General features: G+C 61.0%; 15 protein-coding genes and 2 pseudogenes. 8 read left to right on the forward strand and 9 right to left on the reverse strand.

Translation table 11 applies throughout. From position 1 onward, the window contains the following. The first annotated feature begins 80 nt into the window (after positions 1–80). The 4 genes from ACBG85_RS29415 to ACBG85_RS29430 all read left to right on the forward strand — a co-directional run bounded on the left by ACBG85_RS29415 (position 81) and on the right by ACBG85_RS29430 (position 1,881). Positions 81–425, forward strand: coding sequence for a hypothetical protein (locus tag ACBG85_RS29415; RefSeq protein WP_011331223.1), 345 nt, complete (start codon positions 81–83; stop codon positions 423–425). A 52-nt stretch (positions 426–477) separates the two neighbouring features. Next, on the forward strand, positions 478–1,146 hold the full coding sequence (locus ACBG85_RS29420) for a TetR/AcrR family transcriptional regulator (protein WP_011331224.1): 669 nt from the start codon (positions 478–480) through the stop codon (positions 1,144–1,146). An 80-nt stretch (positions 1,147–1,226) separates the two neighbouring features. Next, positions 1,227–1,553, forward strand: coding sequence for a hypothetical protein (locus tag ACBG85_RS29425; RefSeq protein ID WP_011331225.1), 327 nt, complete (start codon positions 1,227–1,229; stop codon positions 1,551–1,553). A gap of 91 nt (positions 1,554–1,644) precedes the next feature. After that, complete coding sequence (locus ACBG85_RS29430; protein ID WP_011331226.1) at positions 1,645–1,881, forward strand: hypothetical protein; 237 nt, start codon at positions 1,645–1,647, stop codon at positions 1,879–1,881. 394 nt (positions 1,882–2,275) lie between these two features. On the opposite strand, the gene ACBG85_RS29435 is transcribed toward ACBG85_RS29430, so the two are convergent. Next, positions 2,276–2,581: a hypothetical protein gene (locus ACBG85_RS29435; RefSeq protein ID WP_257207823.1), complete on the reverse strand. Its 306-nt coding sequence runs from the start codon at positions 2,579–2,581 to the stop codon at positions 2,276–2,278. Positions 2,582–2,606: 25 nt separating this feature from the next. Then, complete coding sequence (locus ACBG85_RS29440; RefSeq protein WP_041814308.1) at positions 2,607–2,993, reverse strand: helix-turn-helix domain-containing protein; 387 nt, start codon at positions 2,991–2,993, stop codon at positions 2,607–2,609. Positions 2,994–3,158: 165 nt separating this feature from the next. Between ACBG85_RS29440 and ACBG85_RS29445 the strand changes: the two genes are divergently transcribed. Further along, complete coding sequence (locus ACBG85_RS29445) at positions 3,159–3,410, forward strand: hypothetical protein (protein WP_158304192.1); 252 nt, start codon at positions 3,159–3,161, stop codon at positions 3,408–3,410. A gap of 626 nt (positions 3,411–4,036) precedes the next feature. On the opposite strand, the gene ACBG85_RS29450 is transcribed toward ACBG85_RS29445, so the two are convergent. After that, complete coding sequence (locus tag ACBG85_RS29450) at positions 4,037–4,741, reverse strand: TetR/AcrR family transcriptional regulator (protein WP_054827583.1); 705 nt, start codon at positions 4,739–4,741, stop codon at positions 4,037–4,039. A gap of 124 nt (positions 4,742–4,865) precedes the next feature. On the opposite strand from ACBG85_RS29450, the gene ACBG85_RS29455 reads away from it, so the two are divergent. Next, positions 4,866–6,419: an MFS transporter gene (locus tag ACBG85_RS29455; protein WP_054827582.1), complete on the forward strand. Its 1,554-nt coding sequence runs from the start codon at positions 4,866–4,868 to the stop codon at positions 6,417–6,419. Positions 6,420–6,434: 15 nt separating this feature from the next. Here ACBG85_RS29455 and ACBG85_RS29460 read toward each other — a convergent pair whose 3' ends face one another. Further along, positions 6,435–6,989: a PaaI family thioesterase gene (locus tag ACBG85_RS29460; protein ID WP_115304718.1), complete on the reverse strand. Its 555-nt coding sequence runs from the start codon at positions 6,987–6,989 to the stop codon at positions 6,435–6,437. 571 nt (positions 6,990–7,560) lie between these two features. On the opposite strand from ACBG85_RS29460, the pseudogene ACBG85_RS29465 reads away from it, so the two are divergent. Further along, positions 7,561–8,075 (forward strand): annotated as a pseudogene (locus ACBG85_RS29465) (transposase); the annotation flags it as partial. 31 nt (positions 8,076–8,106) lie between these two features. Here ACBG85_RS29465 and ACBG85_RS29470 read toward each other — a convergent pair. Next, complete coding sequence (locus ACBG85_RS29470; protein WP_054827597.1) at positions 8,107–8,859, reverse strand: TetR/AcrR family transcriptional regulator; 753 nt, start codon at positions 8,857–8,859, stop codon at positions 8,107–8,109. Between the two features lie 106 nt (positions 8,860–8,965). Here ACBG85_RS29470 and ACBG85_RS29475 point away from each other — a divergent pair. Then, positions 8,966–9,332 (forward strand): annotated as a pseudogene (locus ACBG85_RS29475) (AMP-binding protein); the annotation flags it as partial. 30 nt (positions 9,333–9,362) lie between these two features. Here the strand turns inward: ACBG85_RS29475 and ACBG85_RS29480 are convergent. Genes ACBG85_RS29480 through ACBG85_RS29495 form a run of 4 tightly spaced genes read right to left on the reverse strand, consistent with a single transcriptional unit; the run spans position 9,363 to position 13,766 of the window. Continuing rightward, the gene (locus tag ACBG85_RS29480; protein WP_027498239.1) at positions 9,363–10,286 is read right to left on the reverse strand and encodes an alpha/beta fold hydrolase; all 924 of its coding nucleotides are present in this window, start codon (positions 10,284–10,286) and stop codon (positions 9,363–9,365) included. Next, the gene (locus tag ACBG85_RS29485; protein WP_115304719.1) at positions 10,276–11,346 is read right to left on the reverse strand and encodes a ferredoxin--NADP reductase; all 1,071 of its coding nucleotides are present in this window, start codon (positions 11,344–11,346) and stop codon (positions 10,276–10,278) included. The genes ACBG85_RS29480 and ACBG85_RS29485 overlap by 11 nt, the downstream gene beginning before the upstream one ends. Further along, a complete protein-coding gene (locus tag ACBG85_RS29490; RefSeq protein ID WP_115304720.1) occupies positions 11,343–12,212 on the reverse strand; it encodes an SDR family oxidoreductase in 870 nt (289 codons plus the stop codon). The genes ACBG85_RS29485 and ACBG85_RS29490 overlap by 4 nt, the downstream gene beginning before the upstream one ends. Positions 12,213–12,251: 39 nt before the next feature. After that, a complete protein-coding gene (locus ACBG85_RS29495; protein ID WP_372027932.1) occupies positions 12,252–13,766 on the reverse strand; it encodes a flavin-containing monooxygenase in 1,515 nt (504 codons plus the stop codon). Positions 13,767–13,804: the final 38 nt, after the last annotated feature.

Genomic DNA, 13,804 nt, shown 5'->3' on the forward strand with positions numbered 1-13,804 from the left:
CAGTGGCGGGCATCCGCTACATTGAACGCGGTTTTACCAGGTCGTAGGCAATCACCGCAGCATCGTGGAAGGAGCTGACGATGTCCGTAGTCCCACGCAAAGTCATCCGCAAGAAGCTCCTGAACACCGCCGTCCTCGACAAAATCGAACGCGAACACCTCAACCTCGACACCGATCAGATCCACCACAGCCTGCACCGACTGCGCCAGCACGTCACCGGCGCCTCACTGACCCGATGCCTCGACCAGTGGGAACACATCGTGAGCAACAACGACATCGACGCCGTCCGCGAGATCGAAGCCTCCGACACCGAGACTGCCCGCGAAATGCGCAACCTCTCACCCCTGACGGTTCTACTCAGCGAACCGGAACGACTCCACGTGATCGACGAACTTCGCACCTGCACGTCGACCAACGGCTGCTGATGTGGTGCACACCTGATTCGGCTACCGTCCGCATGATCGAAGGAGCATCACTATGACCAGCCCCATCGAGTCGGCGAACACGACGGAAGGCACTGCCGCGAGAACCCGCCCCCGGATCGGCCGTGCCCCCGGCAGCAAGAACGCGGAGCCCCAGGCTCGCGCAGTGCGAACACGGAACGCGATCATCGCCGTTGCGGCCCGTCACTTCGACACCGACGGGTACGGCCACACCAGTATGAACACCATCGCCCGCGCTGGAAAATTCGCCAAAGGCGCGATGTACTACCACTTTCCATCCAAAGAAGCGATCGGCAACCAACTCCTCTCCGACTGGACGCGCACCGTCGACGAAACCGTCACTGACGCAACGGCCGGTCCGAGCATGACAGCAGCAGAGCAACTGACAGCGATCTTCACGTCCCTCGCACGACAGATCACCGAGGACATCAACCTGCGTGCTGGCATGAAGCTCACTCTCGAACCCTCCATCGACAACACCGACGGCTTTGCACACTGGGTGGACGCCATCAGCAAGATCGTCGACACCGCCATCAGTGCCCGCCAAATCCCCGACACTCCCACCACACATCGACTTGCCTGGAACTTGTGCGCCGGCACCGTCGGAGCGGCCCACGCCTCCGCATCCTTGGGTGAAGACATCGACCTCGTCACCCGTATCGGTGACACCGTCGCAGCCCACATCAAGCCCGTGAGCGCATGAGATGATCGACGCAATCAGGACCACCAACTAGCTCGACGGCACATCAATATCGTCGCGAAACAGACAGGACAGGAGACGAAATGCCGTTCTTCGACAGATGGTCCAGGAGCGAGGACGAGCGACTACTCGCCTTGGCGATCAATACCACCCCGTACAACCTCGAACTCGGGCGATTCGACCCGGACGCCGCCGAACACATCGCCCCGCTGTGGATCGCAATCCGAGCCACCCCGCGGTGGCGCAATGCCGGCGTCACGCTCGAGAATGCGGTCGAGAAACTGACCGGGTCCATGTTGGGGGAGCGCTACAACGACGCCGGCGAGAAGATCCTCTCCCGATCGGACCGACGCAGCCTCAAGCGTTTCGCCGACGAAGCAGGCGTCATCCCAAAGGAAGGCACCGCCTAACCCCTGGCAGCGCATATGTGTCGGTGCTGTATGTGAGACTGCAAGGCTCGAAACGATCGGGCGAACACAGACCTATCTCAAGGAGCCCGACATGCCTATATCCACAGTCGCCGCAACAGTTCTTCTCTTTCTCGGAGCAGGAGCGTTGGCCCTACGCCAAGTCCTACTTGCAAAACTTCTGTGGGTCCTGGCCGCAGTGGCCGTGATCGCTTTGGCAGTCAACGGAATCCAGGCACGAAACATCATCGCGATCTGCGCCGCTGTCGTGATCCTTGGCGCCATCGCCGTCATCCTGTTCGTGATTCCGAACAAGAGCGAACGATCCTGAATGTTGCGGGTGAGGCGCCCGACCTCGATCAGGTCGGGCACCCGTCACGCTGGGAGAACACTCACCTATCGGGGAACACTCACTCGGTTGTACTCACCAGAACACCCAGACGAGACCGACCGCAGCAATCGAACCACCCGCCAACAAAACATTGCCTGCCCTCCCTGCACCTTCATTCCTCTCGACGACAACACTGAACGCCGCAACCGCGACACCGACAACGACCAAAAGAACCGCATACCAATTCATGCCGCGAATGAAAGCAGAAATCGCCTCGCCACCACAACGGGGTGTGTGCACTCAGAACCCGCAGTTCAGGCGAGGTGATGTCCGTCCAGGATGCGCCGCCATCGCGAGCGCCGGCAACGGTCGGGTGCACCGGAAGTTTCCGTGATCAGGTATCGGTCCGACGAGCAAAGTGTTTGCGCCACTTGGTGAAGGCGGTCGCGGCGAGGGCGACGGATCCGCTGACGAAGATCAGGAGGATTGCCCAGTTCAAAGCGGAGGCGTCCTCGACTGCGGCGTCGACGGCAGAAGGTAGAACCAGCAGGGGGAACAAGACTGTGGCGATGGTAGATGACCAACGTTGAACGATCTCACTGTCGATGAACTGCACGAATCTCGACATCTCGCCCCCGGCATCTCCGAATGTGTCGACCAGCGTCGAACGGTTTCGCATGAGCATATGGGGAGTCACCATCGGTACTCCGCAATTTGGGGGGACGCTATCGGTGGCCCCACGCAGCGCGGACCTGATCCCGCACTTCGTCCCGCGAGACAGGCACAGTCGCAACCGAACCTGGTAAATCGCCATCTCGACCGAGTCGCCGAGATATACGGTGAACCTCGCTTTTAGGAATTCCGGTGCGAGCCGCAATCGCCCGTACGGGAAGGTTGTCGGCCAGGAGTGCGTACACAGCTTGCTCTTTGACCTGATCGAACACCTGATTGGCGATCGTCGCGGCACGACGTGCCGTTGCTACTGCATCGCCGGCGGACTCCCCATGGCCGACACCGAATGCCGACTGAAATGGGCCGCGTGCCTCTCGCTCAGTCTGCGTCAGTGAGTCTTGCCAAGCGATGACATCGAGGTATGTTCGACTTTGTCCCATGCTGGGACACTAGCATCTGTCCCAATGTGGGACAAGAGCGTGGGGCTGGTTCGATCGTGAGGATCCCGGCACGCCCGGACCGGAATAGATACGCGTTCCTTCGTGGTCCGGGGGTAGCTGCCACTAACTGGAATCGACGTTGTGCGACAAGGCTTTCCATCGTTCGTGAGCGGTTTGCCGGGCCACCCCAGCGGCTCTGCCGATGTCCGTCCAGGATGCGCCGCCATCGCGAGCGCCGGCAACGGCACGGTCGAGTCGTTCCCCGCTCAAACGGTGGTCCTCAGCTGCTTGCCGTACCGCAGCCAGGTTCTCCGCGGGGCGAATGTGTTCGTGCCATTCGGTGCGGCAAAGTTCCTCGACTTCGCGTGGTGGCCATCCGTCGCCTTCGGTGTCGAATACCTGCCGTTCGGCAAGTGAGACAGAAGGATCGGTGACGCGTTCGAACATCAGCGGTGCTCTCCAGCCGCATGAGCACGTTGTCCGCCAGCCCACTGTGTCGGAATCGGGTACGAGTGTTCCATCTTCCAGCTCCATCCCCTCGGTGACGTGGGCCCTCACTTTCCTGTCGCCCGCCGCGATCGTTGCGGCGTAACCTTCGTGCCCGTCGTAGTCCCACGTCATCTCAGGCCCTTCTGTCAGGTAATCAACGAGTGTCAGGGTTCCCTGACGTCTACCCAGCCTGTCAGGAAACCCTGACAGTGACAAGGGGGTGGACCGAGTCGTTCGCGTCTCAGGTGGCGTGTCCGTCAATGGATCGTTTCTCGGACACGAAACAGACGACGACGATCAGACGAAGCGACCAGCCAGGGGAGTGTTGCAAAAACCTGTCCCATTGCTTTTGTCCCGAAACTTCGTCTGTCGGTGAGTTCTGCAACACTGTGCCCTTGTGAGCGACTTTTTGGGCTGTCAGTTTCAGAAGTCGGCTGCACGATTTCAGAAGTCTCCTGCAACTCTGAGTTCTTATGCCCACGTTAGGTTGCATCCGATGAGCGCCGCGATCCCTGACTGGTTAGCGCAGTGATGGTGTGGTTTTCCGTCAAGCCTTACTGGCCTTCGTTGAACTGCGGGTCTGGCGTCGTGGCCGGCCACGTACGACTATTGTCGCGCGAAGTGCTCGATCCGACACTTGTGGCATGGGCGGCGAGAAAGTTGTCGACGATGCGGATGCAGTCGTCGGTGTGGATGTGACGCAGTCCTGTAAGGCGAGCGAACACTATCGGTCCGAGGAGCTGAATGAGGGCGAAGGTGGTGTCGAGCTCGCCGAGCACATCGCGGGCGTCAGGGGCCGTCAGGATCTGATCCAGGGACTTGCGGTATTGCTCTATGACACGTGCCCGAAGTGAGACCACCGCGCCAGGATCGAGATCGCGCCGACTGGCGTCGCCGCTGTTGACGGGTCCCATTGCCAGCCACGCCAGCGTGGTCATCTGCACCGGAGCTTGGTCGATGAGGTCGGCTTGGGTGGTGAGCAACGAAATCAGACGTTCGCGTAGCGGACCGGTATCGATATCGGTGTCGACTGGGGGTAGTAGTCGCTCGAAGGTTGCCGCGAGCAGGTCGGTGGTACTTCCGAAGTGTCGGTACAGCGTGGCACGCGCAACCTTCGACATGCGGGTGACCGCCTCCACGGTGACCGCCTCGACACCGCCGGTGGACAGCAGCTGACCGGCAGCTTCGAGTAACCGGTTACGTGAGCGCGCCAGCCGGGGATCGGCCGGGCCCTCGGCTGCAACGAGAGGGTCGACCATGAACGGGCTCCGCTCCATTTGACTGACAAAATATCTCCTCGCATGACCATTCTGTCACACCCACAGAGTTATGATACTAATAGTCTCGTACCGAGACGACCGGTCTCGAACTGGGAGGCTGGCCATGAACGAACGTGGATCCGACTCTGCCGGCGTCGCTCGATGGAGCGGCGCCCAGTGGTGGATGTTGATTGTGTCGTGCATGGCGGTCGCGTTGGTGGTGGCCGCAATGGCGGCATTGTATTCAGCGTTGCCACAGATCGCGGTCGCGACAGGGGCGACGCAAGCTCAACTTACCTGGATAGTCGACGGTTATACGTTGGTATTGGCGTGCTTCGTTCTGCCTGCCGGTGCGATCGGTGATCGTTACGGTCGCCGGGGGGTGCTCGTGGCGGGGTTGGCGTTGTTCGCTTTCGCGTCGGCATTGCCCTTGTTTCTTGCTGACCCGGCGTGGCTGATCGCTGCTCGCGCGTTGGCTGGGGCGGGTGCGGCGCTGGTCATGCCCTCGACGCTGTCGATACTGACCGCGGGATTTCCACCGGCGCATCGCGGTCGCGCTGTAGGGGTGTGGGCCGGGGTTGCTGGATCCGGGGCGGTCCTGGGCATCCTCGGGGCTGGAGTGCTGCTCGAGCAGTGGTCGTGGACCTCGGTGTTCGTCGGGTTGACCGTCGCCGGAGCGGTTCTGGCCGGGTTGGCATGCAGTATCGCGGAGTCCCGCCAGCAGGAGCATCCACCGGTCGATTGGGTGGGCGCTGTGACCGTAGTTGTGGCAGTCGGGGCGATCGTCTTCGCTGTGATCGAGGTTCCGGCCCGTGGCTGGTCGGATTCGCTCGTCGCCATCAGCACTGCGGTGGGCTTGTTCGCAGTTGTGGTGTTCGTCGTCGTAGAACTACGTTCCTCGGCACCGCTACTCGATGTCCGGTTGTTCGCCCGCCGTGGTTTCGGTGCCGGCGCGCTGTCTGTCTGTATCCAATTTCTGGTGACCTTCGGGGTGTTCTTGCTGTTGGTGCAGTATCTGCAGTTGATTCTCGGTTATGGACCGCTCACCGCCGCGTTGGCGTTGACCCCTATGGTCGTGCCGCTCATCGTGATCTCGGTGATTGCACCCTGGCTGTCGAACATTGTTGGGCTGCGGGTGATGACCACTGTAGGTCTGCTCACCATCGCGGCGGGACTGGTGATGGTGAGCAGACTGACCGTCGCTGCGACTTACCCTGACCTGCTGTGGCCCCTGCTCATCATGAGCGCGGGTTTGGGGTTGTGTACCGCTCCTGCGACTTTCGCCATCGTCTCGGACACTCCAGAGGCCAAGCACGGGGTGGCTGCCGCGGTCAACGACGCGGCTCGCGAAATCGGTGCCGCGATTGGGATTGCGGTAGCCGGTAGCGTGCTCGCGGCCGGTTACGTTCAGCACATCCAGCCGGCTCTGCCCCAGCTACCCGAGCCAGCCCGTGGTCCGGTGGCCGATTCTCTGGCCGCCGCATTGCAGGTCGCCGACCGCGCAGGACCAGCTGGCCAGCCGCTGGCCGAGTTCGCCAAAGCCGCATTCGTACATGGAAGTGGTCAGGCGACACTGGCGTTGGCGGCCCTGACCGCCGCTGGGGCACTCGTGCTCGCCGTCGTTGCGCCAGGTAGACGCAGCCGAACGACAGCCACCGCGGGTGATGGACGTCGATGAGGTCGGCCAGGGTGTCTATTCTTCGGTGTGATTCGTGTCTGTGGCCCGGAGTTGAGCTCGGGCTTGGGACTGCATGAAGTGTTCGACCTCGACCACCACGAACAGGGCAGTAGCGGTGGCGACCGAGCGGCCCTGCGCATCGTCCATCGTGGCCGTGAGATCCAGTTTGCGCCCATCACGAGACCGAACGGCAGCACGCAACACGTAGGGAGTGCCGAGCAGAACCGGCGCTAGATAGTCGAGCTCGAGACGCCGCGTCACGGCGAGCTCACCCACTGTGTAGAGCAGGAAGCCGAACAGATCGTCGAGAACGGTCGCCACCGCGCCGCCGTGTGCTATCCCGGGTGCCCCGACATGACGTTGATCGAACACATGGTGAGCCACCACGCCGTTCTCGTCACGCTGGACCGACAGGGCGTGGCCGTGCGGGTTCTGCGGCCCACAACCAAGACAGTCGGGGTGGTGGGGCGGTAAATCAGGCGACTCGGAAGTCGTGCCCCAGAACGAGCGCACCCAGTTCTCGATAGTGGGGCCGGCCGACCCGCTGACCTCGTCCGGAATTCTCTTCATGGTCGGACCTCTCTGTCGTGAAAAAACTGTGCCGAGTCTGTCGCGTCTTCGTGCGCTCGGCCTGCACCGCTGTCAGTTTCGAAAGATAAACTGCACTATGTCAGAAGTGAACCGCACTAAAGGATCGACCAAGCCGACATAGCTTTAAAGAGAGAAGTGATCTCCCGCGAGGATTTCGGACCTGGAGATGACTATTCTGAGGCCGCGTTTGCGGACTGCCCGTAACTGAGTTCTTGTCTAGGGAACATTCCAGCCACCACGAAGGGCATCTCGCGAATGCAACTATCTCACACCCGACCTGCCTCGGCCGAATGCTGCGACGACCCCAATCTCTGCCGCTCCGCGGCGGCAGGCGAGGCCCGCGCGCCTCGCATCAAGATGACCGCGCTCTGAGGTCGATTTGTTGCGCCCAACGCTTGAAGGAGCGCGTCCAGCGCGATGTCCTCGTTATCGAATATCAAGATTGCATGGAGGTCGTCGCGGAGTGCGCAGCGGGCGCAGAAACGGGCTCGGTAGCGTTCGCCCTTCGTGGTTGCAGGCGTTCGCAGCGCAGGTCGAGCGCGATGCCGGCGCACTCTTGGCGCTGATCGCGGAGTTGAACCGTCAGATCGGCGACCTCGAAGCCGAACTGACCCGCCATTTTGGAACACACCCGGACGCTGACACGCAACGCCGCCGTCTACCTCTCCCTGCCAGGAATCGGTGTCATCCTCGCCGCCCGGGGCTCGGTGAATTCAGCGACGACGTCGACCGCTACACCAACGCCGAGTCTCGCAAGAATTACGCCGGTACGTCACCCCTACAGTTTCGTCGGGCAAGAAGCGGGCCGTACTGGCTCGACATATCCGCAACGGGCGGCTCTACGATGCCATCGACCGGTGGGCGTTCTGCGCCCTCAGCCAGAGTCCGGCCGCTCGCGCGTTCTACGACCAACACCGTGCTACCGGAGACCTCCACCACCAAGCGCTCCGCGCACTCGCCAACAGACTTGTCGGGCCACTGCACGGGTGCGTACGCCACTGCACCGAATACGACGAACACACCGCTTGGGCATACCGCACCGCGCAACAACCCGACGCAGCTTGACAAGGTACAATTCTGGGATATCTAGGGTGATTCAGTCCATTTTGTGGCGGGACGCGAAACCGGGATGGCTGAATGGCAGACTGCGTGAGAAGGCCACGCCTACGGTTGCGGCCGCGCCGTCGACGATCCCCCACGTCGTCTCTGATAGGTGTGCGGCGAAGAACGTATCGTCCACCCCTTGCTCACGACCGTTGTCGATCCACCACTGAGTCGCAGATAGACCAGAACCCAGAATGGACGCCACGGCCAAGGGAATGACCGAAGTATCTGCGTGAACACGCTGAAGACTTTCACTGAACCGATCGGCGACGACCTCCATCACCGACCTCAGTTCGTCAGCAACTCCGCCATTTCCCGATCCGGAGTACTGAAACAAGTGATTCGCCATAAGGAATCTGACGACCGTGGGATACCGCCCGACGATCGTGACGTAGCTCTGGACGGACGAGCGAACCATGTCGTCAACCGAAGCATAATCTTGGTCGGCGAGAATAGTGGCTTTCGCCGAATCCCACATCAACGCACCGAGTTTCGCCGCCACCGCCGCGTTCAAGCCCGCTTTGTCGCCAAAGTAGCGGTACAGCTTTGGTTTAGATACACGGGCCTCCGCAGCGATGTCGTCCATGCTGACGCCTGCACCATACCGTTCGATGATCCGTATGGTCGCGTCGACCAGCTGCGCGCGTACCTCGACTCTATGCTCATCCCAGCGGGTGCTACGGGCATCGGTAACTCGACGCTGCACCTGAGATGGAGTAAATGAAACGCGGCGGACGAATGACATTGTGGGGTTAACAATACCCTGAAGGGTCCTCTCAAGCGAGTCGGGCTGGAGAGCCGTTCGCTGAAACCTCTCGGTTCGCTCGCAGCGGTTCGGCACCCTCCCTCAAGCAGCCGATCGGCCGCCGGATCGCACCGTGTCGATCACATACACCGGCGGCACGACCGGAAAGCCGAAGGGAGCCATCGGAGGCTTCGGCATTGTTCACGATGACGCAGATTCAACTCTCCGGAGTGAGAATGGCCGGGTACCCTAAATTCTCGTTGTGCACCCCGCTGTCGCATGCTGGGGCTGCGTTCTTCGTGCCGACCCTGACGAAAGGCGGCCCGATGATGGTGCTGCCGAAGTTTTATCCGCCGAGGTGCTGCGCACCATCGACGCAAAAAAGATCACCGTGGCGATGCCATCGATGCTGTACGCCTCGATGGACCCCTCCCAACTCGGACACGCGCGGCCTGTCGACGATCGTGGCCGTCTCACGAGCTCATGTGTGTCCGGTCGACGGTTCAAAAGCCATCGCCTACCGTGGCTGCGTCCAATCGGGCCGCTGCTTCGTTGAAATAGTTTGGTGCCTCCATGTTGATCATGTGACCGATCTGTGGCAACGCCACGAACTCATGCAACCGGCGGCGCTGCTGCAGTCGGTCGGCGAGATCAATGGAATGAACCGCGGGTGTCAACTTGTCGGCCGAGCCCACGATCACGGTCGTCGGAACCGTAAGTGAGTCGATTCCTTTGCTTACATCGATGGTGGCCAGGACCCTGCCCCACATTCCCCGAACCGCAGGGGGGCACCGCAGTACTATGTCGGAACACTCAGCCACAACGTCTGCTGGCGCGTGTGGACCCATCGTCCCGTATTTCACCAACCGTCGGTTGAAGCGAGTGTCAAGCATCTCCGGTCCCGCGGTGGCGAGCCCGGCTGCGAAGGCCCGCTCCAGTGAGGCGCGGAATCGACGTGGCGACCCAATTAGCGTCGATTTACTCACCAACTGCGAGGGGCCGGTACTCGCCAAGACGGCACCGCGGGATAAGACGGGCACCGACTCCGGGTGCTCGGCAGCCCAACCCATGATGGACATCCCGCCCATACTGTGACCGGTCACCAATGCCTTACGATTAGACGTGACAACAGCGCGCAAGACAGCCTCGAGATCGTCGCCGAGCACCGACGAAGAGAAGGGCGCGCGACCCCGGTCGCTCCAGCCATGCCCTCGTTGGTCATACACCACCACACGGTGTGTGGTGGCGAAGTGCTCGATCTGAGGTCTCCAGAACCGACCTTGGCAAGCCCACCCGTGGCTGAACACCAGCAGCGGCGCATCATCACCGAGCCCGTACTCCTCGACAAACAGCCTCGTGCCGTCACTGGAGAGAACCTCCCGCGACCGCCGCGACAATAGGCCAGCTTTCGAGGAGTCAGAGGTCATCGAAACTCACCGTCACAGCGTCGGTGAGCGGAAGTGCCTGGCACGCGAGTCGCTCGCCGTCCTCAATGTCGTCGTCTACGAGGATGTTGTTCTGCACCATCTCGACATCGCCATCGATGAGCTTGCACACACACGCGCTGCATGCGCCCTCTCGGCACGAGTACGGGGCATTGTGCCCTCGCGAGAGCAGCACATCGAGCAGAGGCGTGTTACGTGGCCACTCCGTGGTGATGCACTCTCCGTTCAGGTAAACCGTGGCCGTAGCTACACCCTCGTCGTCACTGAGTCGACGCAGTGTTGCGGTGTCGAACGGGTCACCCGTCAGCGACTGGAATACCTCTCGATGTACATCCGAATGATCCACTCCGCATGCGGCGGCAGAGCTTTCCACAAGATCCATGAAAGGGGAGGGCCCGCAGGTGAAAATTGCCGATCCCTTGTGTTCACGAATAATCTTTTCTACAGCCTCTGATGTGGGAATCCCGTTCTCCGACTCAAGCCAGTCAACCAAAGTGAACCGCTCGGCGAATTCAGATCTAATCTGCTCAAGCCGGCACTCGTACATGATCGAATCGGAGTCACGGTTTGCGTAGAACAGGACAACTTCCCCACTGCCCGACACCAGAGCCGACTGCACCAGCGACAGAACCGGAGTGATGCCGCTTCCGCCAGCGAAGAAGAGCAAGTCGACGTCGAGGCTCTTAGCGGTAAACTTTCCCGATGGCGTGAGGACGGTCACCTCCATGCCGATGGAAACGTTGTCACACAACCAATTCGACGCATACCCCCCAGCGGTGCGCTTCACCCCGATCTCGAGGCGGAAGTCATCGACATGAGGCGAACTGCTCAGCGAGTAGCATCGTGCGACGTGGCCCGTCTGGTCGGACGGGATCTTCAACGTAATGAACTGCCCGGGTAGATGCTTGAAATCGTCGACGATCTCGTCAGGCACTTCGAAGGCGATGCTCACGGAGTCCTTGGTCTCCTGCACGACCTCCGACACGGTCAGCGTTCGCGATCGCGCGGTGGTGCCCGGCCGATTCTCCTGTTCGAGGGTCATTTGATGATCCCCCGCTTACGAGCCAAGGCGTAGCCCGCGCGTGTGACAGGCGCAGAGATGTCCTGGTAGCGCGGACCGACAACGCGTGCGACAAAGTCGAAGCCACGTGCGTCTGCGCCGATCAGCACTCGGGGCTTCTTCTTGTCCATTCCCTTGAGGATGGCGCACGCAGCTTTCTCCGGAGTGGTCCTGGCGATGTTGTTGAACATCGAGGCAATGGTGGCGGTATCTGCCCCCATACCGGATACACCACGAGCGTTGTTGACGATATTAGTCTTGACGCCGCCGGGGTGAACGCATGTCACCGTGACCGGATGCCGACTGATTTTCATCTCTTGCCGAAGCGCTTCGGTGAAGCCACGCACACCGAACTTCGCGGCGTTGTAAGCGCTTTGACTGGGGATCCCGACCAGACCGAAGACGCTGGAGGTGTTTACCAGATGACCATCACCAGAGGCGATCAGATAAGGCAGGAACGCCTTGGTCCCGTTGACGACACCACCGAAGTTGATGCCCATCAGCCAGTCGAAATCCTCCCAGGACATGTCGACAACGTCGGCGCCGAGGGCGACGCCGGCATTGTTGAACACCATGTTGACGCGCCCGAAAGACGACTGCACGCTCTCTGCGTAAACCTGGAACGCAGCACGATCTGCCACGTCCAACACCGCGGTCTCCACGGTCGCACGATGCGCGGTACGGCACATGTCCGCCGTCTCCTCGAGATGCACTTCGTCGACGTCGGACAAGGCAAGGCTGGCCCCGCGTTCGGCCAGTTGGAGGGCAAGGGACCGACCGATCCCTGAGGCGGCTCCCGTGACGACTGCGACCTGGGTCGCGTAATTGCCTGCTGTCGAACTACTCACTGTCGGATACTCACTTCTCGATGACCTACGGTTGGATTGTCAGGCGATCTCGTACTCGGCGGGATCGAAGTCTTTCGTCGCTCGCCAGTACTGCCAGGTGAACCCGGGCCACACCGTACGGTTGACACCTTGCGAGTCCAGATACCAACTCGTACATCCGCCGTTGGTCCACACGCCCTTGGCGAGCTTGTGTTGGATGCTCTTGTTGAAGTGTTCTTGAACCTCGGCCCGCACATCAACACGCTCCGCACCTCGACTGTCGACGGCGTCGATGGCCTTCATGATGTACTTGATCTGCTGCTCGATCATGAACACGACAGAGTTGTGCCCAAGACCCGTGTTAGGTCCGAGCAGGAAGAACAGGTTCGGGAAGCCCTCGGTGGTGATGCCGAGGTGGGTATTGATGCCCGTCCGGTGCCAGTGCGACGGCAAGTCCTCGCCCCGAGCGCCCTTGAGCGCGAGTTGATCGAACCCGTCCGTGACACGGAACCCTGTGGCGTAAATGATCACATCCACAGGGTGTGACACGCCGTCAGGGGTGACGATCGAATCGGCAGTGATCTTTTCGATCCGATCGCTGATCACTGTCGTGTTGGGGGCGGCGAGCGCAGGGTAGTAGTCGTTCGATCCCAGGATGCGCTTGCATCCGATGCGGTAGGACGGCATCAGCTTCCGGCGGAGCTCGGGGTCGGTGATAGAACGCTCGATGTTCCATTTCGCCACCTTTTCGATCGGTCGCATAAGGTTGGAGTGGCCGTTAAGCCCGAAGGCCAGGCTCTCTGCGCCCCAGTAGACCGACCACCGAGCGAGGCGGCGAGTAATAGGGATCTTGCTGAGCAGCGTCCGAAGTACCGGCGGCACCGCGAAGTTCTTGCGTGGAAGTACCCAAGCCGGGGTTCGCTGGAAGACCGTGAGTGTGCCGGCGTCCTTCTGCACGAACGGCACGAACTGAATCGCGCTGGCACCGGTGCCAATGACGGCCACCCGCTTGCCCTGGAGATCCACCGTGTGGTCCCACTGTGCCGAATGGAACGCCTGACCGGCGAACTCGTCGATTCCGGGGATATTCGGAAAATTCGGGATGTGCAGAGCGCCGACACCGGACACGATGTACTGCGCGACGTACTCCCGGCCCGACTCGGTACGCAGGTGCCACCGAGATTCGGACTCGCTCCAGTATCCGGAGACCAACTTCTGCCCGAAGTGGATCTTCTGAGTGACACCACGCTTGTTGGAGATATCTTTCAGGTACTGCTCGATTTCGGGCTGCGAGGACCACACCTTCGACCAGCTACCGCGACTCTCGAACGAGTAGGAGTACATCAGTGACGGTACGTCGCACGCGCATCCCGGATAGGTGTTGTCGCGCCACGTCCCACCGACGGAGTCGGCCTTTTCTAGAACGATGAAATCACTGTACCCGCGTCGTCGGAGCTGGACGGCCATACCGAGGCCAGAGAAGCCGCTGCCGATGATGAGAACTTTGGTAGTGATGGGCTCGGTTATTCCCGGGTCTGTCGCCGTGGCGGCGGACTTGGCGTTGGAGGACGGCATTGTGAAAAACTCCTGATCGAATGCAGAAAACGGACCCG

Origin of the sequence: Rhodococcus sp. NyZ502 (assembly GCF_041464245.1) — a bacterium.
Taxonomy (GTDB): Bacteria; Actinomycetota; Actinomycetes; order Mycobacteriales; family Mycobacteriaceae; genus Rhodococcus_F; species Rhodococcus_F qingshengii.